Below are 25,533 nucleotides of genomic sequence, written 5' to 3'. Positions count from 1 at the left end.
ACTAACCTTCAAATCCGGGTTGGGGGGAAAGTGTTTTTTCAATTCTGGAGTATGATTAATGAGTGCGGAATTATTATGTTTTTAATTTTCTGTAAAAAAAATGTTCCTGGCATCAGTGCTGTCAATCTTATTTTCAGCGGTGTTTACTCTAGTCTGGTAGTGATAGTTGACGTACCCTGTAAGTGCGTTTGAATCTAATGTTTTTTTGGCAGTATTATCCTACACGTGTTGTAGTAAAACGCTTTGTTTAGACCGTAGTTAAGAGGCTACAAGCCTGCTTTTTCCTTGGTTTAAGGCCATTTGAGTTAGGGGCAGTATAATCTCCTATGAGTTGCCGCTACGGCGAGATACTTAAAAATAATTGCAGATAAGTGCGCATCAATCTAGACGACACTCAAAAGTACGAGTATTATCGGCACAGTATTAAGCTATATTGAACTGCCCAATTAATGGCCAGTCAATTTGCTATTTCCTCTAAATAGACTTAAGTTAACATAATGAATATAAAAAATTTTTTATTTTTAGTGGTTCTTGTGCCTTGGGCCGCCAATGCCGGAACTATGAGTGCAATTTTTTCTGATACCATTACGAATATTTTTATCTTTATAAATATAGTTTTAACAATTTTCTTTGCATTTATACGCTTTGATAGATTTTCTGTGGTTCATGGGCCTGAAGTACTCACCACCATTGGAATTCTCGGATGTTTTGTAGGAATTGCTTCTTCTTTATTACATTTTGATGCTTCGAATGTTTCTGAAAGCGTTCCACATTTACTTGAGGGTGTAAAAACGGCGTTTCTGGCTTCGCTTAGCGGTGTATTTGGCTCTCTTGTTATTCGGGCGAGACATTATTTTCAAAAAAAACCAATACAGCAAAGTTCTGGTGCTCCCAAAGCGGCAACTCTGGATGATGTAGTTTCAGCGACACAAGAGCTGCAGCGGAGTTTGTCAGGCAACGCAGAAGGTAGTCTCCTTTCACAGCTTAAATTGATTCGTCAGGAGCAAAGTGACGAATTACTTGCCTTAAGGAAATCCTTTGAGAGTTTTTCCGAGAAAATGGCTAAAGATAGTTCAGAAACATTGATTGAGGCTCTTAAGGGAGTTATTAAAGACTTCAATGAAAAAATTGGTGAGCAATTTGGTGAGAATTTTAAACATTTAAATGCGGGTGTTGAGAAACTAGTTGTCTGGCAGCAGCAATACAAAGAAGAATTAGACAAGCTCCAAATATTACAAAAATCTTCTGCAGATGATTTAAATAATGCCTCAGCAGGTTTAGCCTTGTTTATCGACAGGGCATCTAATTTTGCTGATACAGCAGAAGCTTTAGAGATAACTCTTAAAGGCCTCGCTTATCAACATGAGCAAATTGAAAATTCTCAGGCCTCATTGACAGAGGTCTTGTTGCAGATGAAAGGTGTCATCCCACAATTTTCTCAGAAAATTGATGAAATGGCAGACTCAATGTCAAAAGGCGTAGCGAAAGTACAGAATGAGATTAATGAAATAATGAAAGGTTTTGGCGTTCAGGTACAATCTACGTCTTCAGAAATGAAGCAACTTTTAACTGAGACGCTTCGTAAGTCGCAAAATGAATTCAATGAAAGCCTTAAAGATTCGATGGATTCAGTCCGTCAAAGTGTTATTACTCTTGATAAAGGTTTACAAGAGGAACTGACGAAAAGCCTTGAGTCGCTTGGCCGTCAGCTGGCATCTCTATCAGAGAAGTTTGTATCTGATTATACTCCTTTAACCGAACGCTTGCGCGAAGTAGTGCAAATAGCTGCTGTTAAGTGAGATGAGTATGGATTTTGAACAAAGTAATCAGTCTTATTGGATACCATTAGCAGATCTCATGACAGGTTTGATGATGGTATTTATGTTATTAACAGCTGCTTTCATGCTTCGTGTGGAACAAACAACGACATTGGTTGTAAAAGAATATGAGATGACTAAACAGGATATGTTGCTCGCTTTGCAAAAAGAGTTTTCAAAGGATTTAAAACAATGGAATGCTGAGATTTTGGGAGACATGACAATTCGTTTTAATGATCCCTCTGTACTTTTTGCAACAGGATCATCAGATCTTCGTCCACGCTTTAAACAAGTGCTTAGCGAGTTCTTTCCACGCTATATCGCTCTTTTGAATTCTAAGACGTTTAAGAATGCGGTAAAGGAAATTCGTATTGAAGGACATACAAGCTCGTTCTGGGGTGTTGCCATTGATGAAAAACAAGCTTATTTTAAGAATATGGAATTATCTCAAGCAAGGACAAGAAGTGCTCTTGAGTATCTGATGTCCTTGCCAAAAGTAAAAAAAGATGAAAAATGGCTTGTGCAACATATGACTGCTAATGGGCTTTCCTCTTCTCACCCTCTTTCAGAAAACGGTGCTGAAGCAGCAAATCAGCGCGTTGAATTTCGCATTGTAACAAATGCGAGCGAAAAAATGGATTTAATTGCAGAAAAATTATCAAAAAAATGAGCTTTAAACTTCCTGACTTTTTAACCTGGTCGCTTTTAAATTCATTGCGTGAAATAATGAAAGCACCTCTTGCAGAAAAATTTACACAAAATTCTGATTTTGTGCCGATTGATTTCCCTCTAATTGAGCGCCTACGGAGTGTTGGTATAGATGTCAATTTCGATGAGGTTCATGTAGAGGAAGATGGTACTCTAAATTACAATAACCAAAGAGTACTACTTTATATTCGAGATGTGCCTACTATAGGCGATAATACTAACATGCCAAAATATCATCTCGCTTTCTGTCGGACCCTTGAAACAAAAAATAAAGAAAATCGTTTTGATCGGTATGTGGTGGCAAATAGTGATACAGGCGATTTTCAGGTTAATGTTTTAGGAGGCGGGGTTCAAAGTCAATCAGTACGGTTGAATGTTTGCCAAAACTGCCTTGATAAAATCATGTGGAAAGATTTTAATATTCAAGGGATGTCCAAAGTCGTACGGCAACGGCTTGTCTCAGAGTTCTCTTTAGCTGATTTTTTTGAAAAATACCCCAGAGATATTATTTCGATAAAACCAGCCCACACATCATCTACTGCACCATTAAATATCTATAGTAAAGACTGGCGTGAAATATCAAAAAATATAAGGCAATGGCGAGATTATAAATGTGAGGGGTGTGAAGTTAAACTTGCTGGCAATAAGTCACGATACCTCCATGTTCATCATCGTAATGGTCTAAAATACGATAATAATATCTCAAATCTTGAAGTTCTTTGTATTGCATGTCATTCAAAAAAACCAAACCATCAACATATAAAAACGCTACCTGAATACAATGAATATATGAGTTTTAGTTTTATTGATAAGGATTAATATTTATCACCACTCCAATTAATTTTGTCCATGTTATTATGCAAGGATAAATTTTTACATAAAGCTGCACCATTATTATCAATATGTCTCATTTTTTATAAAGTTATGGTTTTTTATACTGAGTAAATGTTTCTAAGTCATATCTTTATCGATGATATTAGTTGAAAATGATATGGCTTAGTTTTAAACATAAATGACTTTTTTAGGTTTTTTAAGTTATTGAATATAGGGCATTCCTACTTTCTGACTTATTCTTTTGAGCAGGTTATAGGTTAGTTTTTAAAGTAGATGAAACTTCACTCTGTTTTTTGGTCGTTTCTTTATTCCAAGGTAAATAATAAAGATAGGACAAGTCATCTAATATAAAGTTTATATAGTCGCCAGTGTTGCTTTTTACTGGAGGTAGTTCGCTAAAAATAAAAATGTTAAGTGGTTTTGATTGCGATGCTAGTTTTTCCAGTTTGCTTCGTGATGTTCTCTCATATGCTGATGTGTCAACAAGCCGGGATGGTATGAAAAATGTGGGTTTACATTTTAAGTTACCTACCCGCATTTCACTATTAAATCTAACCAGATAGTAGTTATCATTACGATTAAGCCATGCTTTTCCATAAAAAATTCTCGGCTCATCAAGATATTCATTGATATCTTTTTTATCACAGACTTTAATAAAGAAATCTTTTACATGTATTTTACCCTCGGTTGTGTTTATAAAAAAAATCTCACCTTCCATAAAAGCGTTTACTAAACCAGAAAGTCGCTTTCTCGAATGTCTGTGTTTTGCGGCTTCATCATTATCAATTAGGGACGAGCTTCCTGAGCGTTTAGTAGTTGACTCTTCATTTTCATCTGTTAGCTCGCGGGTATTAATTTTTTTAGGTGGAGCTAAATCAATATCCACAACATCATCAATAATGAATGGCAATGCTTCAGGATCTTGTTGAGTTAACTTTATGTAACGAATGTTTTTATCAGATTCTGCTTCAAGTCTACAATCAATACTATGTTCGGATACGAATTTAAAGTAAGGCTCACGCTTTCGAAGGCCTCTGGGTTTATCTAAATTAGCGCAAGTCACTTGCGCATTGCAGTTTGGTTCAGGACATTTAAAATTGTGTTTGGATGGCAGATTTCCTCGAGCATGAAGTTTATCGGCTTCATCAGCAGTGACATTTCTTTTTAAATCATTGCTATATGCTTTTTCCAGTTTCATTATTCCACCTTTAGGATGATTAATTGTTAGGGCCTTTTTTTAAATTATTTCATGAATTTTTTGTTTTGGCTGAGTTTGACATTTTTTGAATTGTTCCTTTAAGTTTTATTTTAATGATATTATTGTATTCAAAAGAATGCTTTATTTCGATACTGTTTAATTAAACATGTAGCATTTTGGAGCAGCAATCGTGGAAAAAAAACTTACCTGGAACCAAACATTACGATTTCGTTTACTTGAGATAGTACTTCAGTGGGAGGGGCGTCTTACTACTAATCACTTATGTACCGCTTTCGATATCGGTCGTCAGCAAGCATCCAGAGATATCAACCGTTATATCAAAGACTATTGCCCTAAAGGAATTGAGTATGATGCAAGGCTAAAAGGGTACAAAACAAAGGAATCCTTCTCCCCTCGCTTTAGCGAGGGAAAAGTAGATGAATACCTCGCACTTTTACACCAAGAAAAACAATTTGAGCGTCAATCACATGATCCTTTGATAGTCCTTCCCTTGATGGGACTTGGTTACGGTCACATCGAAATATTGGATGTTCCTTCTCGCCGTATAGATCCTCTGATAGTAAGAAAGCTAGTCCAGGCCGCTCGTGATCGTCTGCGTGTAGATGTTGAGTACGTTTCATTGAGTTCTGGAGAACTTAGTGGTCGAAATATTGTACCTCACACATTGATTTATGATGGTATTCGCTGGCATGTTCGTGCATTTTGTGAAAAAAAAGGTGAATATTTAGATTTTGTAATGAGCCGTTTTCGCGGTGTACCCGAATTGCTTGATAGTTCCAGATATGGCAGAGAAGAAGACTTGGAATGGAATAAAAACGTTACTGCTATAGTTTTTCCAAATCCTGCATTAAGCTCTGTACAGAAAGATATCATAGCCAATGATTATGCTATGGATAAAGGTAAGCTTTTAATTTGCCAACGCATCCCCCTTATGCATTATGCATTAGAACGACTACAGGTCAGTTACGGTGGTGATCATGACGAGAATCCAATGCAGCATCCTCTTGTTTTAAAGAATCGTAAGGAATTGATTAGTAAGGGATGTAGCTTCAAACTTACTAGTGCAGATCTACCGAAAGTGTAGAGTTTGATGAATTGAAATTCTCCCTATTTGAATAGATCATCTACCCAGAACTTTTCAGGATATAAATAGTTTGAGAGAAATCCAGCTTGCTCCCAACTCTGCAGGAGCAAGCCTCATCAACCCTTACTACTCAGTCAGCCCAATCGCCTTCATCACCCGTTTTCTCTGCTGCACGGACAGCGAAGCCAGATCCTTAATCGATCCCACCCGCGTCCCGTTTATCACGTCCCTGGGTTTGAAGCTGATAATAATCTGGCACCAGGTGACCTTCACATCCAGTTGCACACCAATCGGAAAACCCGCTTCTTTTAGCCAGCAGCCCTTCAGCGTAATCGCTGGAACGCGGCGATAATTTGGAGTGCGGGTCACATAACCCACGGTCGCATAGCGCTGGGTATAGTTTGGTGCTTTAGGTTCTTTATGGCCTGAAATACAATCGAAGGCAGTCATGATTACTATTCCTTATAAATAGTGATTGTGATCAGCGATGCGGATGTGTTGCCCCACATTCGTATCGCGCTAAATGACCGGAATATTTAATCAGGCAGGCGAAAACGCAGCGAGAGTGAAAATAGCAAACTGCGAAAACGTACGCAGAAATTTCACGCAAATCGCAACGTAATCCATCATTTTTAGTGGCAGATCTAAATTCTGATAATGGCGAAAAGAAAGGGGAAATACCCGACCATTTCACGCGTCCTCAGCGTCAATCCGTTGTCCTGTTGCCCTGGCCTAAACCGCCTCCGGGACTTTCACCGCGTCACCAAACCCTGACCCCGAAATCCTTTATCAGCCACTCGCACTCTCCTGGGATCTCCATAACAATCTCCACATTGGCACTGTTAACGCCTTAGCTAGCCACAGGATCAGGCGCTTCCGCTGGTGATGCGTAATCTGATGATCGCCGAGCCGTTCGTGACCGTTGCCTCACCGCAATACTTACTGATGCCAGCTTGCTGACCGGCAGCAACGACTGGGCTTATGAGAACAATAAGGAACGTCCCTTTTTCAACATTCCCAAATCGCTTGAAGACAGGTGCTGAAACACAACCCGAAACGGCGCTTTATATCATGTTATAAGATCGTATAAATTTTTTGCTGGAAACCAACTATCTTAAGGAAAGCCGAATGATTGAGGGTGAATGCTGGCCTTGAGCTTCCGCGTTAGGGCTAAAACATTCTGGCGGTTTTCAGATAAAAACAGACGAGCATTCGACGAAATCAAAAGGATGTAGTGCTCGTTGTAACCGAAGATAAACCAAAACCAACCATCAAGGCCTCCTCACGATGAAAGTCATTCTGGTCAGACACGCGGAAACGGAGTGGAATATACGGGGCATCATTCAGGGGCATTGCGACAGCGCAGTGAGCGAACGTGGCAGACGTGAAACGGCTGCATTAGTGGCCGCACTGGCAAAAGAAGATCATGTCGTTGAGCATGTTTATGCCTCTCCACTAGGGCGAGCATGGCAAATGGCTCAAACCCTGGCTCAACGCTTCGCCTGTCCAGTGATTGCGGAGTCTGCACTCAAGGAACAGGCATTTGGTATGTTTGAGGAAATGAATATGGCCTCACTCGCGTCTGACTATCCTGATGAAGCTGAGGCGTTATTTTCATCACATGCTGATTATTGCCCTCCAGGTGGCGAATCGCTTGCGCAGGCAACGCACAGAATGCTGCGGTTTTTACATTGTCTTGCGGACGAGCAAAAACGCCAGACTGTTTGCCTCGTTTCCCATGGGCACATCATTCAGGGAACGCTTGCCATGCTTAACGAGAGAAACCTTGTTAATTTTGCCCGCTATGCTCAACCCAACGCGAGTTACTCCACATTTGAGCTGATTGATGGGCGCTGTACTGCGCTTAAATGGGGCATCGCCTCACATTTGCTTCAGTGTTAACTCCGCGGTTTGTGCTATCGCTATGTGGCGGATTCTGTGTCCGCGAGGATGAATGAGTTCTCTGAACGCACTTATCGCAGCGACACCAAAAACCCCACCGCCACCAACGCATAAAACCCCGTACAAATCACATCAAAACTGCGCCGCGCCCGATTGAGATACGTCTCCGCCGTTTGCGAAGCAAAATCCACGCATACAACCCAAATATCATCACGCCGGTTAGCGCGCAGATAGCAACCAGAACATAGCCCTGCCACTGTGGGGCACCGCGGGTCAGGCCTACGCTGGTGACCGTGAACCGGGTCAGGGCGGCTTTGGGATTCGTAAGGTGCAATCCCAGCCCTTGCAGATAGTAGCCGCGTAAACGCGTGTGAGAACGGGCGGGACGTGCCGCCAGGTCGCCAGGGCGAAAGGCGTTGCGCAGGGCTTTTGACGCCAGCCAGAGTAAACAGGCCGCGCCGGGCAGTTTTAGCCAGAAAATAAAACCGTGGAAAGAAACCAAAATCGCAGAGATGCCAAAGGCAGTAAGCAAACCCCGGCACTGGGAACCTGAGATGACGCCGGTTGCCAGCACCAGCCCGGCCTGACGGCCGCAGTAGCGATGGGCAGATTGCCCGGTCCGGGCGAGGCGGTGCCAATGGTGTAAACCAGTGAGGTAGCTAAAAACTTAGCGGGGTTGCACAGGGGCAACCCCATTGAACCGCTAATGGCTCTGCTTACTCTCTTCGTCTTTATGCTTCTTCGCCAGGTAATGTCCTGCCGCGCAGCCCGCCACGGCACCGGCAACCGCATGGTGTTTAAGGTGCCCGGCTACGCCGCCGACCAACGCGCCTTTCAGGCAGCCTTCTGCCTGTGCCTGAGAGGCAACCGACATTAACAGGCCAAGCGTGACCACAAAAAGGGGAAGTTTACGCATCGTTTCTTAATCCTTATCGGGAGTGCTGTGTTTACGCTGCGACAATAACCGTAATGAAGCATGAGTGGGCAAAAAAGTGCAGGGCTGTTGTACGACGGTTGTAAAAAAAGTGGATAGACCCGATGGCAAAGGTCTGGCACAACGTGTGCCTGCGATAACTGGGGTTTGCGCAGGCAACACCGGGTTCAGGGCTTGCGCATAATCCGTTGGCCATATTCATCAGTGCCCGCCGCGCGCCAGCCGTGTTTTTCATAAAAACGTTCAGCAGGGGAACCTGTGTCGGTGGTCAACATCATCGACCGGGCCTGTTGTTGTCTGAACCAGTCGGTGATGTTTTCAAGCAGTTGGCTACCTATCCCGAGCCGCTGAAACGCGGGCTTGATAAACAGGCCACCGATTAACGGATCGGGCGCATAAATACCCAGCCCGTAACCGACGTACTCGTCATCGACGTTGGCGATCCAGCCACCGCCCTGGCGGATATCGTCAAGCGCCTGCTCACGCTGCAGATAGCGGATCTGGTGAGCATGCAGCCGGTTTTCCGTCACCGAGAAGCGGATTTCATACATCTCTTTCAGATGCCGCTCGGCCAGTTTTTCGTAGGTAATATGCATAGTGCCTCGCAAATCATCATTGAACCGTTGATGTCATGACCTTACCGGTTTACGCCTGAACAGCATCTCAACGCGCCGGGGCGATCGCGCGCCGGTGAGGCTGACGGCAGGTTAACGCCATTCTTTGACGTTCATCACAGCCTGCGCTTTTTGCGACGCTATCACCTCGCTTCCCGGAGAAAAAATGTAATAAATACCGCGTGATCAATTCAATTATCGGGACGCAAAATGAAGAAAAAATTAACCTGTTTATCTCTGGTGGCCGGAAGCCTGCTGATGGGATATGGACCCGCACTGCTTGCCGCACCGTTACCGCAAACCCCGGATACTCACATCCCCGTGAGCCGCTATATCACCGCGCTGAATCCCGATCACTCCATTACCTTTCGCCTGTTTGCGCCCGCCGCGAAGCAGGTTGCTGTGGTCACGGGGGCCACGCCGCTGAGTCAGCAGTCCCATGATATGAAAAAGGACAGTGCCGGCATCTGGTCGTGGACCAGCGAGCCGCTGAAGCCCGATTTATATGAGTACTATTTTGATGTGGATGGTTTCCGCACGCCGGATACCGGCAGCCGCTTTACCAAACCGCAGCGCCAGGTGAACACCAGTATGATTCTGGTGCCGGGCAGCATTCTGGATGAGCGTAACGTGGCGCACGGCGATGTGCTGACGCTGACGTATCATTCCACCGCACTGAAATCCGAACGTCAGGTCTTTGTCTGGGCACCGCCGGGCTATAAGGCAGACGGCAAACCGTTACCGGTGCTCTACTTCTATCACGGTTTTGGCGATACCGGGCTGTCCGCCATCTCGCAGCTCCGCCTGCCGCAGATTATGGACAACCTGCTGGCCGAAGGCAAAATCACGCCGATGCTGGTTGTGGTGCCCGATACCGAAACGGACATCGTGCAGGCCATTCCTGAAAACTTTCCCCCAGCCGACCGCCGCAAAGACTTTTATCCCCTCAATGCCGCCGCCGCCGATAAGGAACTGATGCAGGACATTATCCCGCTGGTGGAAAAGCGCTTTACCGTCAGTCGCAAACCGGCAGACCGGGCGATTGCCGGACTGTCTCAGGGCGGCTATCAGGCGCTGGTGTCAGGCATGACGCACCTGAACGACTTTGGCTGGCTGGCCAGCTTTAGCGGCGTGACCACCAGTACGGTGCCGAATGAGGCTGTGACACGCCAGCTGAGTCAGGCGCAGGCGGTGAATAAGCAGCTGAAAAACGTTACGCTGGCGGTGGGCGATAAAGATATCGTGACCGGCAAAGACATTGCCGGACTCAAAGCCGAGCTGGAAAAGCAGGGCGTAAAATTCCATTACACTCAATATCCGGGGTTGGGGCATGAGATGGATGTCTGGCGACCTGCGTATATCGAATTTGTGCAGCAGGTATTTAAACCGCAGCAGCCATAGTCAGGCCCCGATCCCTTCCTGTGACGGTGATTCAGGGCAGCATTTACGGAATCACCGTTATTCACAGCATTCTTCCCCGGCGACGCTAAACAACGTCGCTAAAATAGCCTGCACATTCTTTAAAAAGCGTTTTTATTTATTTCTTCAGCTTGCCGTGTCAGGTAAGTAAAAAAACACTGCCTACGTCGACAGTAAATGCTGCAAACGCCGTGTGGGAAAAACCTGCGTCGGCCATTTTTCAAAATGACCGGTATTGATGTATTTAAGTTACCCGTTAACCGGATGCGGCAATATTATCCTTTTTATTTTTTCTCACTGTCTCCATTTTTCACTGGTCTGCAATGCTTAATTCTTAGCACGCGAAGGATACAGGCGCGTTGAGCTGCGGGCAGGAAATGGGGCCAATACCTTATGCAGCAGGCGTTGTAAAAGGCTTCGCAATCCGGGCCAGCATAAAATAAAGATTTTAATTCCTGAAACCTTATTAAATAACAAGGGATTAACGATCAATCTTTTAATTTTGATAGGTTAAATCATAGCTTAACCCGATAAATAACATTTGATTGATAGTCTGTAGCGATCAATAATCAGGCTACTTCATCGCGTTGAATCAGAGCATGGGAATGGAAATCCACAATCTCGATAATAACAACCGTGCCTGGTGGTTCATTGCTGAACCTGTCGTTAACAACGCGTCGACATTAATTGCTGTAGAAGTTTTGACGCGATTCGCCGCACCGGGAACCCCCTGTTTTCATATTGCGAAATTAAATAAACAACAGAAAATAAAGCTGTTACGAGAACAACTTTCTTTAATCGATAAGAAGCGTCATTTTTTTGAAGAAAACCAGTTGCTGTGTTCTGTAAATGTCGATCTGGAAATGGCTTTTGCGCTGCTGGAAGAACGGGATATTGTTGAGCTCGCCACAGCGCACTCTTTTCTTCGCATTGAAGTCGCGGAACACTTTCCCGATCTTGCGCAGGGATTAAATAATCCCTTACTCCGGGAACTACATAATAAATACACGTTATGGCTGGATGATTTTGGCAGTGCGGCTTCCCACTTTCCCTGTTTACAGCGTGGAATGTATGAAGCCGTGAAAATGGATAAGCATTTTTTCTGGCGGCATCAAAACAGCCCCGTCTGGCAAGCCACGCTGGCGGAAATTAAACACTATTGTGAATTTATTATTGTAGAAGGCGTCGAAACGGCGCAACACTTCGAATTCGCCAGACCGCACGCTGCGGCATTTCAGGGCTATCTGTTTGAGGCGTTTTTATTCGATACGCTCGCGTAAGCGCTCAGCGATAATTCATACCGGGCTTTCTTTCTTCAGTAAGAAAGGCCCGCATAATGCGTTGGCCAGACAGCCTGATGCTGTCAAAGAAAAACCGTGCCCTGCGATTTACGGCAGTCGCGTGGGCTACAACCGAACCAGCGGCGAAAGGCGCGTGAGAAGGCGCTGACTTCAGAATAGCCCAACAGCAAGGCCATTTCAGAGACCGACAGATGGTGTTGTTTCAGGTAATGCGTCGCCATCTCTTTGCGTACGCTGTCGACCAGGGCGGAAAAACTGGTTTGTTCATCGCGCAGTCGCCGCTGTAACGACCAGGCAGACAGTCCCTGTTTTTCGGCGATAATGTCCAGTGAGGGTTCGCCATTGAGTAGCTGAAGGTGAATGTCGGTGCGGGTTTGATTAACGGTATCCTGAATGATGACGGGCGGGCTGAGCCGACGGATCGCATCCTGCATCACCAGCAGCAGCATGGGATCGTGATCCGGCATTTTGCGGCCCAGATCCGTTTTAGCGATGATCATCGAGTTAAACGGCTGATCGAAATAGACCGGCGCATCAAACACTTTACAGTGTTCGTGCCAGTGCTCAGGGCGCGGATGCTCGAAATGTACTTCACGCGGTGCCCAGTGGCGTCCTGCCGCGTGGCGAATCAGGTTAAGAAACATGCCTAACGTCAGTTCTGCATCCTGACGGCGCTGCAGAATCGCGCCGTGACGCACCTGATAATCCAGCTGCCAGCAGTCGCTGCGCTCCGTCAGACGAATACAGGTGTTGTGTTGATGGTAGGGAAAAGCATTGACCACGTTTTGCAGCGCCTGTTCCAGCGTGGCCGAGCACAGACCAATATAGCCAATCAGGCCCAGAGACTGTGGCCGGAACTGATGACCATACTGTAAACCGAAGTTGTCCACGCCCGCCTGGCTGGCCGCTTCTTCCAGCACCCGACAGTAATTGACTAGGTCCAGGCTCAGCGTCGGGCAGGCGAGCGTATCCGGATCGATCCCGCTGATGCCGAAAATACGATCCACATCGCCACCCTGGGCGTTAATGAAATCACCCAGTCCCGTCGCGGCGGCCGACAGGACGCCACGGTGACTGCTACCCGCGCTGGACATGGCCGTTATGGCGGCCTCTGGAAATCTGCTGGTCATGATGTTTTCCGCCTGCAACTGAACATCGTTAGCTTCTGCAAGAAACATACCAGCCGTCAGGCACCAGTTAACAGGCACTTAGCATCGCCCCCGTGAAGATTGCACCGCGATCTGTCATTCAGGCACCGCCAGAGTGCGCTAGACGCCAATCGGCAATCGGGCCCCTTCGAGATAGCGGTGGCACAGGCGTACCGTGTCGTTCGCCCACCCGTCGCCCAGGCTGCGCGCCATTTCTGTTTCGCGATGGGAAGCGACCCAGGCGGTCAGCTGTATACGGCGCTGAATCAGCATGGACGGGATCATCGCCAGCTCCTCATCGCTGACGTGTGCCACCTGTTCGTAGCCGTTTAGCCAGTTTTCCACCCACTGTGGGGCGCTGGGATGGTGTTCAACAAAGCTGATCGCGGCGGCAAGATCGTGCAGATACCAGCCCATTCCGCAGTCATCAAAATCAATGACCCGCGTTTCGCCTTTGTGTACCAGCAGATTGGTCAGGCGCAGGTCGGCGTGAATCAGACCATAGCGGTCGGGCGACTGGCCAAACGCTGCCATCTCACGGCCGACATGCGACAGCGTTTCTTCGATCACGCCATGTTGTGATGGCGCTAAACCGGCCACATCGCGCCAGTCACCCCAGTGACCTGTGGGGGAAACCATCGTGTGATGATCCCAGACGATACGGCGAAAGGTTTGTGGCTTTTGCCAGCGCCGACTGTGGTGGTGGAGCTGCGCGGTGATGCGGCCTAACTGTCGAAAGGCGGCCGGATCGACCGCATCGGTGAGCATCTCGCCCTCGATCCAGTGAAACAGCACAGCATAGCGTTCACTGCCGTCCGGCAGCGGCAGCGTCTGAATGCGGTTATCGTGCCCGTCGCGCACCGCCACCGGCACGCAGATGTCTGCGGCCTGAAGCGCATCCAGCCAGTGCAGCTCGCTTTCAATATCCTGCTTAGCGTGGTAATCGCCGCGGTGAATACGTAACGCGTACCGGCCCTGCGGCGTGCTGACAGACAGGGTGGCGTTCTCGGAACGGCACAGAAGTTTGACCTCTGCATACAAACAGGCCGGATACGCCTGCAACGCCTGGTGGGCAAGCTGAAGAATGCTGTCGTTCGTTAAGGTGTCATATTGCTTAATGCTCATGTCTGTCTCCCTTTCTCTGCGTGTGGAGGCAGCATGGCGCTGAACCGGCCTGGCGCGCTTGACCTGAGAGCAGGCAAAAATTGACTTCGGCAGAGGCGTCACAACCCGACCCGGGTCAACTTGACCCCAGCCGACGTGTTTCTGTTTTCTGCGGTCAAGTTTTTCTGTTGCGGCTGTGTCCATCATCTACCCGTCAGCTTTTTAGGCATCGCCTTTTCACTTTACACAGACGGGGAACGCAGTGATGAAAGAGAAACTGAAACCCACCCTTGGTACCCTGCAACTCTGGGGCATCGCTGTGGGACTGGTTATATCGGGAGAATATTTCGGCTGGAGCTATGGCTGGGGAGCCGCGGGTACGCTGGGCTTTCTGGTCACGACGTTTTTTGTCGCCGCCATGTACACCTGTTTTATCTTCAGCTTTACCGAACTGACGACCGCCATTCCGCAGGCCGGAGGACCGTTTGCCTACAGTCGCCGTGCTTTCGGTGATACCGGCGGGCTGATTGCGGGCATTGCCACCTTAATCGAGTTTGTGTTTGCGCCCCCGGCCATTGCTATGGCGATAGGCGCCTACCTCAATGTGCAGTTTCCGGAAGTGAATCCTAAGCTCATTGCGGTCTGTGCCTACCTGATCTTTATGGGACTGAACATCATCGGCGTCAGCATTGCGGCAACCTTTGAGCTGCTGGTGACGCTGCTGGCGGTGATTGAACTGCTGGTGTTTATGGGCGTGGTCGCGCCGGGCTTCAGCCTGACGAATTTTGTCGCCCATGGCTGGGCAGGGCAGGATACGTTCTCTCTGGCCTCGGTATCCGGGATGTTTGCCGCCATTCCTTTTGCCATCTGGTTTTTCCTTGCCATTGAAGGCGTTGCCATGGCGGCCGAAGAGGCAAAAGACCCACGCCGGACCATTCCCCGCGCCTACATCAGCGGTATTTTAACGCTGGTGGTGCTGGCGATGGGTGTCATGGTGTTTGCCGGAGGGGCTGGTGACTGGCGTACGCTGTCAGGCATTAACGATCCGCTGCCGCAGGCCATGAAAATGCTGGTCGGTAACGATTCACGCTGGATGCACATGCTGGTGTGGATTGGCCTGTTCGGCCTGATTGCCAGTTTCCACGGCATTATCATGGGCTATTCGCGTCAGTTCTTTGCGCTGGCGCGGGAAGGTTATCTACCGCCTTCACTGGCAAAACTGTCGCGCTTTAATACACCGCACCGGGCGATCCTGGCGGGCGGTGTGGTCGGCATTGTTGCCATTTTCTCTGACGGCATCAGCTTTCAGGGAATGAGCCTGACCGCCGCGATGATCACCATGTCGGTGTTTGGGGCGATCGTCATGTACATCATGAGTATGCTGAGCCTGTTTAAACTGCGTCGCACGGATCCGACACTGGCACGTAGCTACCGTGCACCGGGTTATCCGGTGATCCCCGCCATCGCCCTGTGTGGCTCGGTGATCTGCCTGATCGCGATGCTGTGGTTTAACCCGCAGATCGGCGCGCTGTTCGTGGGCTTTATGGTGGCGGGCTATCTCTACTTCCTGACCACGCACTCCCGCCGCGGTGCTGTCGCGCAGCGCTCTGTTGCCGCAGAAACCGATTAACGTTTATACCCGCCTGGCGGTGCGTAACGTGCCGCCGGGCAGCACAAAGACCAAGGAGTCACGATGACGGTACGTTCAACCATAATGGATACCAACAGCTTTCGTGCTGAAAACGCGGAAACGCTGGCACCGGACATTCGACAACTGACCGATAAGCGCAGTCAGGTACTGGGCGAGTCCTATCGGCTGTTTTACCGCAATCCGGTGCATCTGGTGCGCGGAAAGGGCCAGTATCTGTGGGATAAGGCGGGCAATCAGTATCTGGATATGTATAACAACGTTGCCAGTATTGGTCACTGTCATCCGGCGGTCGTGGATGCCGTACATAAACAGATGATGCAGTTAAACACCCATACGCGCTATTTGCATGAGTCGATCCTTGCGTACAGCGATCGCATTCTGGCCACGATGCCGGCTGAGATCGATCGGGCCATGTATATGTGTACCGGATCTGAGGCAAACGATCTGGCGATCCGCATTGCCCAGTGCTGGAGCGGTGGTACGGGCATCATCGTGTCCAAAGAAGCCTATCACGGCACCAGTGCGCTTACCTCCGGCGTTTCGCCCGCGCTGGGCAGCGGTCAGCCGTTATCACCGCATACACGGCTGGTGGCCCCGCCTGACTTTTATCGCATTCAGACGGCGGATCAGGGTGCCTGGTTTGCGCAGGAAATTCAGAAGCAAATCGATGATATGGCTGCGCACGGCATTAAATTTGCGGGGTTCCTGGCCGACTCGATTTTCTCGTCAGACGGCGTTTTACCCGGTCAGCCCGGCTTTTTAAAACCGGCGATTGATGTGGTGCATCAGAATGGCGGCATTTTTATTGCCGATGAAGTGCAGCCTGGCTTTGCCCGCACCGGCGAGGCGTTCTGGGGCTTTGCCCGACACGGCGTGGTTCCGGATGTCGTAACTACCGGCAAACCGATGGGGAACGGCATTCCGGTCTCGGGGCTGATGGCGAAAGCGCCGGTCATGGCGGCGTTTAGCGATGCGCTACCTTACTTTAATACCTTTGGTGGTAACCCGGTCTCCATGGCGGCGGCGCACGCGGTGATGGATGTCATTGAACAGGAAGAACTTCAGGCGCACAGCCTGAAAACCGGCGCTGCACTGCTGGCGGCGCTGCAATCCCTGCAGGCAACGTATCCGTGCATCGGTGAAGTCCGTGGGGCAGGGCTGTTTATCGGCTTTGAGCTGGTGAAGGACAGAGAAAGCAAAGCGCCTGACAAACGTCTGGCACTCGATCTGGTGGAGGCGTTACGTGAGGCCTTTGTGCTGACCTCCGTTGCCGGACCATACGGTAACGTGCTGAAAATCCGCCCACCGCTCTGTTTCCAGACGCACGATATCGACTGGGTGGTCAGTGCCATGGATCGCTGCCTGAGGAAATTACAGAGCTGAACGCCATCCCAGAAAACAGGGACCACGCAGACGGAACGCAACCTGTCAGCGGCATACAGGCCCATCCGTTTGCAGCGCCAGAGGAAAATCCTCTGGCGCTGAGCTTCCTGTCCTTTACGTGACCGCGCAGGCCTGGCAGCCGCCGGGCCTGCGCATTCTCAGCTTAAGCGTGGGCGCCCGAAGGCAACTCCAGTTCATGGCTTTCCCCCGCAAGGGTCCAGCTGTCAGGATCCAGCAACCGGCCCTGGCCAAAGACACAACCATTCGGCTGGAAGAACACGTCGCCGTAAAGGGGATCGTTCACGCAAATCGTGCCGTCCTCACGTTGTTCGACACTGATCTGGGCGAAGCGCGAGTCAAATTCTTCCAACGTGCTGAGTTGCGGATCGTCATTCAGACGAATCAGCCAGCAGGTCTCTTTTCCCGCTAAGCGGGCTTCACAGTGCTGCGCGGGACCGCGGGTTGTCAGCCGGAAAGGCTGGTTGCCCGAAATCTGCACCATGCCGTTACCGCTGCGGAGCAAAATGCGTTGCTCACAGACGCGCATCTCATCGAAATAGCGCTGCGGCAGCCAGGCATGGGTAAAATCGGGCTGATCGTCATGAACGTTGAACATCACGATGGCCAGGCCACGATATTGCTGAACGCGCGGCAATGTGCCACATCCTCCCCAGTACGAAGGGCGACCAAAACCGCCGTGCAGCTTTTCGCCCGGATGATTGATCCAGATTTGCGCCTCAGGCACGTCGCCAATCCTTAAATGAATCGGGGTTTCCTGATAACCCCACTCGCCCCAGCGGTAACCGGCAAGCGAACCCATAGCCGCGTGGCGGGTTTTATAGTGATAAAGGCGGGCAATGCGGTTTTTCCCCTGAGCAAAATACCATTCCTGCGCGATGTCACCCTGCCAGCAGGCGACCTTTGCCTGGCCGGGCGGAAGGGGTAATTTTTTCTGCTGCAACAGCAGGGCCAGCTGCGGCAGGGCATGGAAGCGGCAGCCGTAGTAACCTTTTCCCCACAGCAGGCGAGAGATCGCCGACAGCTCCAGCGAGCGGCCTGCGCACAGCGTGTGCTCATAGGAACGTCCCTGCGAGGCGGTCAGCATGCCCTGATGTGATGAGCGGGCGAGCTGCTCCAGCAGGCGCAATATGGCCCGCTGGCTGCGCGTCACGATGTCCGCATCTTCTGCCAGGGCGGCAAGGGCGCTCAGACCTTTCAGGTCTATCGGGAAGTACGGTGCTGAATTCCACTCGGCCATTTCGCACTGCTCGAAATGATCGAGCCAGGCCCGCACGCGCGCCAGACCGGCTGCGGCCTGCTCACGGCCCGTTCGCCCAGATCGGATAAACGTCGCGTCAGGAAAGGCGCTGCCTGCCAGGTATGCGGCGGTATGAAACAGCAGGGCATGATTTTCTGAGAAGTACCACTGCACGTCATTACCCGGTTCATCCATCCAGTAGCGGAAGCCTAAAATGGCCCGATCGATTTTTTCCCGTGTGGCGCTGGCCAGGCGATCGGCCCACTGGATCCGGCACCAGAGCAGCGGCACCAGGGTAAAGTCGGCGCAGTCGTGACAGGCTTCAACGGAAGGCAGAACGCCTTCCAGCATCGACTGGGTTTCCGCGTTATCCATCCCGCAGGCTAAGCGTGCCAGCGCTTTTACACTGCTGTACTCGCCGTGCAGCGCAACGTGCCTCAGGGCTTCTTCTGCCCTGGCTGCCAAAGTGTCAGGCACCTGCGCCTGGCGTTCAGCGTGGCAGATTTCGACGCCCAGCGTGCGGGTGATGTGGAAAGCGCCTTTTTTCAGGCTGACAGCAAAACGGCGAAAATCGGCGGGCAATGTGTCGCTCTCGGCGAGCGTGACGGCCCCTTCGCCTTTCTCCAGAACGGTACGAAGCCGCACCGGCTCATCCAGCGAAATAAAATCGCCGGAAACCAAAACGTTCAGATCGAAAGTGTCTGGCGCAGGGGACGGGAAACACAGGCGAACCGGCCCCTGCGTATAAGTCGGTTGTTCAAATGCCATCCCTTCCAGCATCGACTCCATATGCCGTACCTGTTCTGCCTCCGCCGGCACCGCCAGCGCAACCTGAAGCGGATCCCCCTCTACGTAATCCAGCTGGAAAAAGAAGCGGACATCGCGTTCGGCCAGATCGTCAAACCAGATGCGAAGCGTATTTAACCCGGCCTGAAGGTTAAGCGTAAATTCAACCTGGCTTTCCAGGTTGCGCTGATAATCGGCCAGCCAGGCAACCTCCTCGCCGTTCAGGGTGACCAGTGCTGCGCCACAGGTGGTCAGGCGAAAACGACGGCTGCCGGGCGCGGCTGCGACCAGACAGGTTTCCGCCTGTGCGCCAATGCGGGTGGCGCGAAACCAAAACCCCGACAAATCGACCCGATCGGACCCAAAAGGAAACCACCAGTTTGTCAGCGTGCGGTCGCCAAACGGACGGGGTTTTTTGCCGGCGAACTGTTTTTGAAATTCAGTACGGCAGGGATAGGTATGCGGAATAAAGTTTTTATGTTTGCTCAGAAAGAAAAAAGGATCCATCTCGCCCGACATGGGAACATCGTCCACGTCATAGGGTTGTGAAGCCACTGCCGAGAGCTGCCAGTAGCGCACAGCATCCCGTTGTTGCAGCGGAAAGTGACAATAGGTTGTCTGCGTCATAATTCGATTCTCCTGGTGTCAGCGTTATTATTATTTTTGGGTGTGCCTTAACCCTTCGGTCAGGCATAAGATGGCCAGCGCCTGACCGTAGCCGGTCGGCTGAAGCGGAATGTCTTTATAAAATTGCAGGGTTCTTCCCATGCGGGTGCCATAAGACACATTGTGCACGGTGCCCTCGTCATCAATATTTCTCTGCACGGCTTCCAGCGCGCGCAACCCTGCCTGTAACCAACGATCATCGCCATAGCCCAGACGCGCGCCTTTTAACAGCCCATAGCCAAACCCGGCCGTGGCCGAGATTTCTTCGTAGCTGTCGGGATGATCGAGTAGGGTGTGCCACGCGCCCTGCGGGGATTGCAGATCGATGAGGGTATTCACCTGCGTTTTCAGGCACGCCAGCAGATAGTCACGTACGCCACCGCGAAGCGCGGTCAGTTCCAGAAACTCAATAATGCCAACGGTGATCCAGGCATTGCCGCGCGCCCAGCGGGCGTGAGCAAAATTATTCTTCTCGGCGAAGCTCCAGCCGTGAAACCATAAACCGGTTTGCGGATCGTTAAGATAGCGGGCATGCAGTAAAAACTGACGCACGGCTTCCTCCACCAGTTCCTGCCGCCCGGCGGCCATGCCGTAGTGGCCAAGAAACAGCACCACCATAAACAGCGTATCATCCCAGATTTCCATGGGATTAATGCCGTCGGACACGACGTGCTGAAACCCGTCCTCCGGCGTACGCGGCAGCGCGGTCATTACCCTGTTGGCCCAGTGATCCAGCACCGCTTGATACTGAGGATCACGATTGTGAGCCCACAGCAGCGACAGCGGCAGCATCGGTGCCGTGGTATTAATATTTAAGGGCGGCAGGCCTTTCTGAATATTATTCTGGAACCAGGTCTCAATAAGCTGGTAAATATCTTTGCGTTGCGTGAGTTCCCATAACCGGACGAGGCCAAATAATCCCACGCCCTGCGGCCATTCCCAGTTGGCGAAGGAAATATAATCTCCCGCGGTGCCATCAATATTGGGTTCGTTAAATCGTCCTTCGTCTTTTAGCTGAGTAAAACCCGTCAGTAACAGATTGAGTTGATGCTCAATAGATTGCGTAGTCATTGTTATTCCTGTGTTTTATGATTATTCCATGGTGATTATTTTTCATGTCTGGCCCTCGCGGTTTACGCGATAATCGTCAGCTTCAAATGGCCGTGTTTAATGCTGTCCGCCCAAAAGGCGTAAACGTTTCAGGTAAAAAACAGCGTCCTCTTTTATTGATGCCATTATTACGTGGTGCGAACCTTACCCGTTTTTACGCGCGACGATTTAACACCGATATAAACTGTGTTGTTTAATCCTTGACATTTAAATAACGCGTAACAAGGGCCCGAATATAATTTCCGCGCTGAGTATCAGTAATGCGTAATAACACCGCCACACAGATGGCGATGAGCGTATGCTGGTTAACGTGCCAGCCAGCCGCCATCCACGGCCAGGGTATAACCATTGATATAGTCGGATGCGGGCGAGGCGAGAAACACCACTGGCCCCATGACATCGTCCGGCTGTCCCCAGCGCCCGGCCGGAATGCGATTCAGAATGTCAGCATTACGCTGCGCATCGGCCCGGAGTTGCTGCGTGTTATCGGTAGCCATATAGCCCGGTGCGATAGCATTCACGTTAATCCGGTATTTGGCCCACTCGTTTGCCAGTAACCGCGTGATACCCATGACGCCGCTCTTTGATGCCGTATAGGACGGAACACGGATCCCACCCTGAAACGACAGCATCGAGGCAATATTGATGATTTTGCCGCCGCTGCCCTGTGCGATAAAGTGTCGGGCCACGGCCTGAGACATAAAGAACAGACTCTTAATATTCAGGTCCATCACATCATCCCAGTCTTGTTCACTGAAGTTGATGGCATCCTCACGGCGAATCAGTCCGGCGTTGTTGACCAGGATATCGATACGACCAAAGTGGGCAACCGCGCTGTCCAGCAAGGCAGGGATCGCGTCAATCTTGCGCAGGTCGGCTTTCAGGCTCAGGAAACGTCGCCCCAGTGCGGTAACACGCGCCTGGGTTTCATCCGGCTCAACCTGGTTAATGCCTACGATGTCGCAGCCTGCCTCCGCCAGACCTATCGCCATTCCCTGGCCCAGGCCGGTGTTGCAACCCGTGACCACCGCGACGTTACCGTGTAGAGAAAATGTGTTCAGTATCATAATGATTCCTTTCAGGCGTATCGCCTTGTGCTTACTGCATCATGCCGCCATGGGTTAGCGCAGATCGTTGACTGCGACGTGGTCCATGTCATCAAACACCTGATTTTCACCAACGGTGCCCCAGATAAAGCTGTAAGCACGCGTCCCCACACCTGAGTGAACAGACCAGCTGGGTGAGATCACCGCCTGTTCGTTATGGATCACGATATGACGCGTTTCCTGGGGTTCTCCCATCATATGGAACACGCAGGCGTCATCGGCTATAGCAAAGTAGAGGTAGACTTCCATGCGGCGCGCATGGGTATGACAGGGCATGGTGTTCCAGAGATTGCCGGGTTCAAGCTGGGTCAGCCCCATGCTGAGCTGGCAGGTTTCCACTACCTCGGGGACAAGGTACTTATGGATAGTTCGGCGATTGCTGGACAGCGGATCGCCCAGCGTGACCGAGGCCGCATCCGCTGCCGTGACTTTACGAATGGGTAAGGTTTTATGGGCTGGCGCGCAGTTAAAATAAAACTTTGCAGGCTGGTGTGGATCCAGACTGGCGTACACGACCGTTTTGCTGCCTTTGCCGATATACAGCGCCTCGCGATGACCAATCTCATAGTCGTTGCCATCCACGGTAACTTTACCGGGACCGCCAATATTAATCATGCCCAGTTCACGGCGTTCCAGGAAGTCACTGACGCCCAGTTGCTTCGCCACCTCATTGTTAATCGAGACAGCCCGTGTGACAGGCATAATCCCGCCGACAATAATGCGATCGATATGACTGTAAGTCAGGGTGTAATCATCCGGGACAAAGATTTTCTCGATTAAGAACTCATCGCGAAGGCCTTGTGTATCCAGCGTGTTCGCGTGCGCGCTGTGAATGCTTTGTCTGATATCCACGTTTATCTCCCGTTAAATAGAATGGTAAATGCAACACGTAATAAATGGCTTATTGATTCCAGTTGCACGCATCCTATTCGGCACACCAATGACTTTCAATTAAAAATGAAACGTTGTTTTGATTTTTTATTTTAAAGGGTGAGGTATGTCTGATTTTTATGCGTGTCCGGGCTTGTATGAGCAACATTAATTACGAGTTCTATTACAAAAAAACGGGCCTGTTGCGATGAGTTGTATAAAACAGGCTTGAGAATTTCTGTCTGATGTAAAATGGGCATTATCGTTAAAAGCGTGTGCGAAAGGATTTAGTGGCTCAAATAAATAAAATAAATAACTTTCTTTATCTTCTACAAGGAAACGTCATTCAAACTATGTGGATGTGACAGTTTTGTCAGAACCGTCTGGATAATCGCTGTGGGAAATTCTGTAAGATGATAAAACCCATGGTTACCACGGGTTTTTATTGAGGTTTTAAAAGACTATTTTGAATGCGTTTTATTTCTGAGCTTGAGTTGCTTTCGCCAGACGCGGTTGTGCAAATAAAACGCATTACTTTTGAAAAAAAGATGACTGTTAAGGCACGATAACGCAACAAGAACAAATACCATGCCGATACAGGATGAAATTAAAGTAAAGGTTGTAACAGAATCGCCGAATAGCGCGGAAATTAGCGTTTTTAAGAAATAGATTGCCACTACCGCTAATGTGAAATATATGAGGTTAATGTATGTTTTTAGGGCGGTATGGTTTCCACGAGCGATTAATGTTAATGAGGGGAACATGACTAAGCAATAGATAAAACTAGTAACAATGACGCCTCCTGACAACGCTTTATCAGGCCATGCCATAAGAGAAAAAACAGTTTCCCATATAGAGGTTTGAGGGACAGTAAAAGCCAGAAGAGAGAGAACAAAACTGATCAGCAATGGGATGCCCATAGTATGCCATCCTATAGGCGAGACCATCAAATCCTTCATGTTATCTTTGAGCTGTTCGAGTTCATCGGCGTCATCCGTAGACATTTTTTCATTAACCATTTTACTAAGTTCAAGCGTTCTTTTAAGTTGCATTAGCATGATTTAATTAACTAATTAATTTACTGAAAAAGACTGAACGACCCCAATCAAATACTTCCCGGACTGCGGGATAGTGTGAGGGTTCCTTATTGTACCTGTAAGCGCACTCCCCATAAACGCAGAGCTGTTAACAAACGCTGTGGCCAACTCCCGCTGAAGTGATTTTTGCAAGGCATCAGAAGGATATCGTTTAGGATAAATCCCTGCTTTTATAGCCGCTTTAATACCGCTGTTTGAGATGCCAGGATTTTGTTGCCGTATTATTTCCTCAGTAATACGTCTGCGTTCAGCTCTACTTAGTGTTTTAGGCCAGTTAATCAGGTTTTCAGAAGACGTCGTTGCCTTCAGAACCTTATGCGTTTTATCAACGCTTTTTAAACCCGCTCCTGAACCAGATGATATCAAGTGCGGCGATTGTAGTGGTGCACCGACCTTATGAGCCGAACCAGGCCACTTTTTTAGTCTATTTAAAAGAGGTTGTTTTCCTTTTTAGTTCCAGTTGCTTTCGCCAGGCCCGATTATGAAGCATAAAAGCGCAGGACTTATAAAACATTTCACTGTTAAGGCACTTGAGAGCGGTCAGATTTAACGCAGTGCTTAATAATGCACCTGCAAAAGATAGCGAATAATTATTATTACCACTCATTGATGAAACCATGGTGAGAAGGAGAAACACTAAAGCAGTCATTAATACCAGAAACAGGATGGAAATATAAACTCTTAGTGCCAAATATATTCCGCGTGAAACCAGCATCATTGTTGTAAACAAGACCAGGACATAGATAAACGCTGCAGCAATTATACCGATAAAGACAGCGTGTTTTTGCCACCCCATCAGGTCATAGATGAATAACCACAATGAAAACTGAGGCAGGGAGAAGCTGATCAACGTCAGCACCATACTGATGACTAAGGGGGCGCCAAAAGTGTGTAATCCGATTGGCATACCCATTTTTTCTTTCATGTCATCTTTAATATGCTCCAGCTCATCAACGCCACTAACATTTATTTCTTTGTTCGTTTTTTCGCTGAGCTTAATTGTTTTATTAATGTATTTCATTTTAACAACTTATGTAGAGGGAAGTGACTGAATGACGCCGATGATATACTTCCCGGACTGGACAATGTTTTGTGGATTTTTTAACGTGCCTGTCAATGCGCTACCAGCAAACGCCGATGAATTCACCAGTGCAGACGTTAATTCACGCTGAAGAGATTTTTGTACAGCCTCGGCCGGATAACGTTTAGGGTACACACCTGCTTTCATGGCTGCCCTGATACCGCCATTTGAAATACCGGGGTTTTGCGCGCGGATGATTTCCTCTGTAATTTTTTTCGCTCAGCGCGACTTAACGTTTTAAGCCCGTCGATGGCCTTTGCAGAAGAGGACGCTTTCATCACCTTATACGTTTCGATCGCGATTTTTAGACCGGCACCCGCTCCGGCAAGCGATATAACATCCAGCGCGGTCGTTGTTGCAACATACCATGACTGTGAATCAATCACGCGACATAGTCTTCCTGACCTTCGTAGATAGCATATAATCGCGCTACCGATGGCG

Annotated in this window: 22 protein-coding genes and 2 pseudogenes; 9 read left to right on the top strand and 15 right to left on the bottom strand. The window is 49.2% G+C overall.

The window, feature by feature from the left end; translation table 11 throughout:
- The first annotated feature begins 497 nt into the window (after positions 1-497).
- Genes RAC65_RS22120 through RAC65_RS22110 form a run of 3 tightly spaced genes read left to right on the top strand, consistent with a single transcriptional unit; the run spans position 498 to position 3,344 of the window.
- The gene (locus tag RAC65_RS22120) at positions 498-1,799 is read left to right on the top strand and encodes a membrane protein (RefSeq protein ID WP_039338847.1); all 1,302 of its coding nucleotides are present in this window, start codon (positions 498-500) and stop codon (positions 1,797-1,799) included.
- A gap of 7 nt (positions 1,800-1,806) precedes the next feature.
- Positions 1,807-2,487 (top strand): OmpA family protein, encoded by a 681-nt coding sequence (locus tag RAC65_RS22115; protein WP_039339101.1) that lies wholly within the window; start codon positions 1,807-1,809, stop codon positions 2,485-2,487.
- Complete coding sequence (locus tag RAC65_RS22110; protein ID WP_039338846.1) at positions 2,484-3,344, top strand: HNH endonuclease; 861 nt, start codon at positions 2,484-2,486, stop codon at positions 3,342-3,344. Before RAC65_RS22115 ends, RAC65_RS22110 begins: the two co-directional genes overlap by 4 nt.
- Before the next feature lie 265 nt (positions 3,345-3,609).
- Here the strand turns inward: RAC65_RS22110 and RAC65_RS22105 are convergent, their stop codons facing one another.
- Complete coding sequence (locus RAC65_RS22105) at positions 3,610-4,557, bottom strand: hypothetical protein (protein WP_375097309.1); 948 nt, start codon at positions 4,555-4,557, stop codon at positions 3,610-3,612.
- Between the two features lie 190 nt (positions 4,558-4,747).
- Here RAC65_RS22105 and RAC65_RS22100 point away from each other — a divergent pair, with 190 nt between their 5' ends.
- Positions 4,748-5,662 carry a helix-turn-helix transcriptional regulator gene (locus RAC65_RS22100; RefSeq protein ID WP_375097308.1) on the top strand — a complete coding sequence of 305 codons (915 nt, stop codon included), beginning with the start codon at positions 4,748-4,750 and terminating at the stop codon, positions 5,660-5,662.
- Positions 5,663-5,788: 126 nt separating this feature from the next.
- On the opposite strand, the gene RAC65_RS22095 is transcribed toward RAC65_RS22100, so the two are convergent.
- The gene (locus RAC65_RS22095) at positions 5,789-6,112 is read right to left on the bottom strand and encodes a SymE family type I addiction module toxin (protein WP_375097307.1); all 324 of its coding nucleotides are present in this window, start codon (positions 6,110-6,112) and stop codon (positions 5,789-5,791) included.
- A gap of 837 nt (positions 6,113-6,949) precedes the next feature.
- Here RAC65_RS22095 and RAC65_RS22090 point away from each other — a divergent pair.
- Positions 6,950-7,564 (top strand): histidine phosphatase family protein, encoded by a 615-nt coding sequence (locus RAC65_RS22090; RefSeq protein WP_375097306.1) that lies wholly within the window; start codon positions 6,950-6,952, stop codon positions 7,562-7,564.
- A gap of 127 nt (positions 7,565-7,691) precedes the next feature.
- On the opposite strand, the gene RAC65_RS22085 is transcribed toward RAC65_RS22090, so the two are convergent.
- The 3 genes from RAC65_RS22085 to RAC65_RS22075 all read right to left on the bottom strand — a co-directional run bounded on the left by RAC65_RS22085 (position 7,692) and on the right by RAC65_RS22075 (position 9,094).
- The gene (locus RAC65_RS22085; RefSeq protein WP_375097305.1) at positions 7,692-8,138 is read right to left on the bottom strand and encodes a LysE family translocator; all 447 of its coding nucleotides are present in this window, start codon (positions 8,136-8,138) and stop codon (positions 7,692-7,694) included.
- A 129-nt stretch (positions 8,139-8,267) separates the two neighbouring features.
- Positions 8,268-8,480, bottom strand: a complete 213-nt coding sequence (locus tag RAC65_RS22080) for a hypothetical protein (protein WP_033740144.1) — start codon at positions 8,478-8,480, stop codon at positions 8,268-8,270.
- A gap of 185 nt (positions 8,481-8,665) precedes the next feature.
- The gene (locus RAC65_RS22075) at positions 8,666-9,094 is read right to left on the bottom strand and encodes a GNAT family N-acetyltransferase (RefSeq protein ID WP_205955934.1); all 429 of its coding nucleotides are present in this window, start codon (positions 9,092-9,094) and stop codon (positions 8,666-8,668) included.
- A 276-nt stretch (positions 9,095-9,370) separates the two neighbouring features.
- On the opposite strand from RAC65_RS22075, the gene RAC65_RS22070 reads away from it, so the two are divergent.
- Positions 9,371-10,513: an alpha/beta hydrolase-fold protein gene (locus RAC65_RS22070; protein WP_052133195.1), complete on the top strand. Its 1,143-nt coding sequence runs from the start codon at positions 9,371-9,373 to the stop codon at positions 10,511-10,513.
- A 617-nt stretch (positions 10,514-11,130) separates the two neighbouring features.
- On the top strand, positions 11,131-11,811 hold the full coding sequence (locus tag RAC65_RS22065; protein WP_033740146.1) for an EAL domain-containing protein: 681 nt from the start codon (positions 11,131-11,133) through the stop codon (positions 11,809-11,811).
- A gap of 83 nt (positions 11,812-11,894) precedes the next feature.
- Here the strand turns inward: RAC65_RS22065 and RAC65_RS22060 are convergent, their stop codons facing one another.
- A complete protein-coding gene (locus tag RAC65_RS22060) occupies positions 11,895-12,962 on the bottom strand; it encodes an AraC family transcriptional regulator (RefSeq protein ID WP_033740338.1) in 1,068 nt (355 codons plus the stop codon).
- Between the two features lie 138 nt (positions 12,963-13,100).
- The gene (locus RAC65_RS22055) at positions 13,101-14,105 is read right to left on the bottom strand and encodes a phosphotransferase enzyme family protein (protein WP_375097304.1); all 1,005 of its coding nucleotides are present in this window, start codon (positions 14,103-14,105) and stop codon (positions 13,101-13,103) included.
- A 244-nt stretch (positions 14,106-14,349) separates the two neighbouring features.
- Here RAC65_RS22055 and eat point away from each other — a divergent pair, with 244 nt between their 5' ends.
- Positions 14,350-15,714 (top strand): ethanolamine permease, encoded by a 1,365-nt coding sequence (eat, locus tag RAC65_RS22050; RefSeq protein ID WP_033740149.1) that lies wholly within the window; start codon positions 14,350-14,352, stop codon positions 15,712-15,714.
- Positions 15,715-15,777: 63 nt separating this feature from the next.
- Positions 15,778-17,118 (top strand): aspartate aminotransferase family protein, encoded by a 1,341-nt coding sequence (locus tag RAC65_RS22045; RefSeq protein WP_033740150.1) that lies wholly within the window; start codon positions 15,778-15,780, stop codon positions 17,116-17,118.
- Between the two features lie 163 nt (positions 17,119-17,281).
- Here RAC65_RS22045 and RAC65_RS22040 read toward each other — a convergent pair whose 3' ends face one another.
- The 8 genes and pseudogenes from RAC65_RS22040 to RAC65_RS22005 form a co-directional block, all read right to left on the bottom strand.
- Positions 17,282-19,789 (bottom strand): hypothetical protein, encoded by a 2,508-nt coding sequence (locus RAC65_RS22040; protein WP_375097303.1) that lies wholly within the window; start codon positions 19,787-19,789, stop codon positions 17,282-17,284.
- A gap of 30 nt (positions 19,790-19,819) precedes the next feature.
- The gene (locus RAC65_RS22035; RefSeq protein ID WP_033740152.1) at positions 19,820-20,899 is read right to left on the bottom strand and encodes a glycoside hydrolase family 105 protein; all 1,080 of its coding nucleotides are present in this window, start codon (positions 20,897-20,899) and stop codon (positions 19,820-19,822) included.
- A 344-nt stretch (positions 20,900-21,243) separates the two neighbouring features.
- The gene (gene kduD / locus RAC65_RS22030) at positions 21,244-22,005 is read right to left on the bottom strand and encodes a 2-dehydro-3-deoxy-D-gluconate 5-dehydrogenase KduD (protein ID WP_039338815.1); all 762 of its coding nucleotides are present in this window, start codon (positions 22,003-22,005) and stop codon (positions 21,244-21,246) included.
- Positions 22,006-22,059: 54 nt separating this feature from the next.
- Entirely contained in the window at positions 22,060-22,896 is an 837-nt protein-coding gene (gene kduI, locus RAC65_RS22025) for a 5-dehydro-4-deoxy-D-glucuronate isomerase (protein ID WP_054688191.1), read from the bottom strand.
- A 479-nt stretch (positions 22,897-23,375) separates the two neighbouring features.
- Positions 23,376-23,972: a hypothetical protein gene (locus RAC65_RS22020; RefSeq protein WP_375097302.1), complete on the bottom strand. Its 597-nt coding sequence runs from the start codon at positions 23,970-23,972 to the stop codon at positions 23,376-23,378.
- 15 nt (positions 23,973-23,987) lie between these two features.
- A pseudogene (locus RAC65_RS22015) lies at positions 23,988-24,368 on the bottom strand (hypothetical protein); the annotation flags it as partial.
- Between the two features lie 67 nt (positions 24,369-24,435).
- Positions 24,436-25,032, bottom strand: a complete 597-nt coding sequence (locus RAC65_RS22010; RefSeq protein WP_375097301.1) for a hypothetical protein — start codon at positions 25,030-25,032, stop codon at positions 24,436-24,438.
- A gap of 9 nt (positions 25,033-25,041) precedes the next feature.
- Positions 25,042-25,533: pseudogene (locus RAC65_RS22005) on the bottom strand (hypothetical protein); the annotation flags it as partial.

The organism is Pantoea sp. BS_8, assembly GCF_041954965.1.
Lineage (GTDB): Bacteria > Pseudomonadota > Gammaproteobacteria > Enterobacterales > Enterobacteriaceae > Pantoea > Pantoea stewartii.
The sequence above is the reverse complement of the archived record's forward strand: the minus strand, read 5'-3'. Positions and strand labels throughout refer to the sequence as shown.

Coding starts and splice junctions, on each gene's coding strand:
- RAC65_RS22120 (WP_039338847.1), top strand. CDS start 498: ATGAATATAAAAAATTTTTTATTTTTAGTGGTTCTTGTGCCTTGGGCC.
- RAC65_RS22115 (WP_039339101.1), top strand. CDS start 1,807: ATGGATTTTGAACAAAGTAATCAGTCTTATTGGATACCATTAGCAGAT.
- RAC65_RS22110 (WP_039338846.1), top strand. CDS start 2,484: ATGAGCTTTAAACTTCCTGACTTTTTAACCTGGTCGCTTTTAAATTCA.
- RAC65_RS22105 (WP_375097309.1), bottom strand. CDS start 4,557: ATGAAACTGGAAAAAGCATATAGCAATGATTTAAAAAGAAATGTCACT.
- RAC65_RS22095 (WP_375097307.1), bottom strand. CDS start 6,112: ATGACTGCCTTCGATTGTATTTCAGGCCATAAAGAACCTAAAGCACCA.
- RAC65_RS22090 (WP_375097306.1), top strand. CDS start 6,950: ATGAAAGTCATTCTGGTCAGACACGCGGAAACGGAGTGGAATATACGG.
- RAC65_RS22080 (WP_033740144.1), bottom strand. CDS start 8,480: ATGCGTAAACTTCCCCTTTTTGTGGTCACGCTTGGCCTGTTAATGTCG.
- RAC65_RS22075 (WP_205955934.1), bottom strand. CDS start 9,094: ATGCATATTACCTACGAAAAACTGGCCGAGCGGCATCTGAAAGAGATG.
- RAC65_RS22070 (WP_052133195.1), top strand. CDS start 9,371: ATGGGATATGGACCCGCACTGCTTGCCGCACCGTTACCGCAAACCCCG.
- RAC65_RS22065 (WP_033740146.1), top strand. CDS start 11,131: ATGGGAATGGAAATCCACAATCTCGATAATAACAACCGTGCCTGGTGG.
- RAC65_RS22060 (WP_033740338.1), bottom strand. CDS start 12,962: ATGACCAGCAGATTTCCAGAGGCCGCCATAACGGCCATGTCCAGCGCG.
- RAC65_RS22055 (WP_375097304.1), bottom strand. CDS start 14,105: ATGAGCATTAAGCAATATGACACCTTAACGAACGACAGCATTCTTCAG.
- eat (WP_033740149.1), top strand. CDS start 14,350: ATGAAAGAGAAACTGAAACCCACCCTTGGTACCCTGCAACTCTGGGGC.
- RAC65_RS22045 (WP_033740150.1), top strand. CDS start 15,778: ATGACGGTACGTTCAACCATAATGGATACCAACAGCTTTCGTGCTGAA.
- RAC65_RS22040 (WP_375097303.1), bottom strand. CDS start 19,789: ATGACGCAGACAACCTATTGTCACTTTCCGCTGCAACAACGGGATGCT.
- RAC65_RS22035 (WP_033740152.1), bottom strand. CDS start 20,899: ATGACTACGCAATCTATTGAGCATCAACTCAATCTGTTACTGACGGGT.
- kduD (WP_039338815.1), bottom strand. CDS start 22,005: ATGATACTGAACACATTTTCTCTACACGGTAACGTCGCGGTGGTCACG.
- RAC65_RS22020 (WP_375097302.1), bottom strand. CDS start 23,972: ATGCTAATGCAACTTAAAAGAACGCTTGAACTTAGTAAAATGGTTAAT.
- RAC65_RS22010 (WP_375097301.1), bottom strand. CDS start 25,032: ATGAAATACATTAATAAAACAATTAAGCTCAGCGAAAAAACGAACAAA.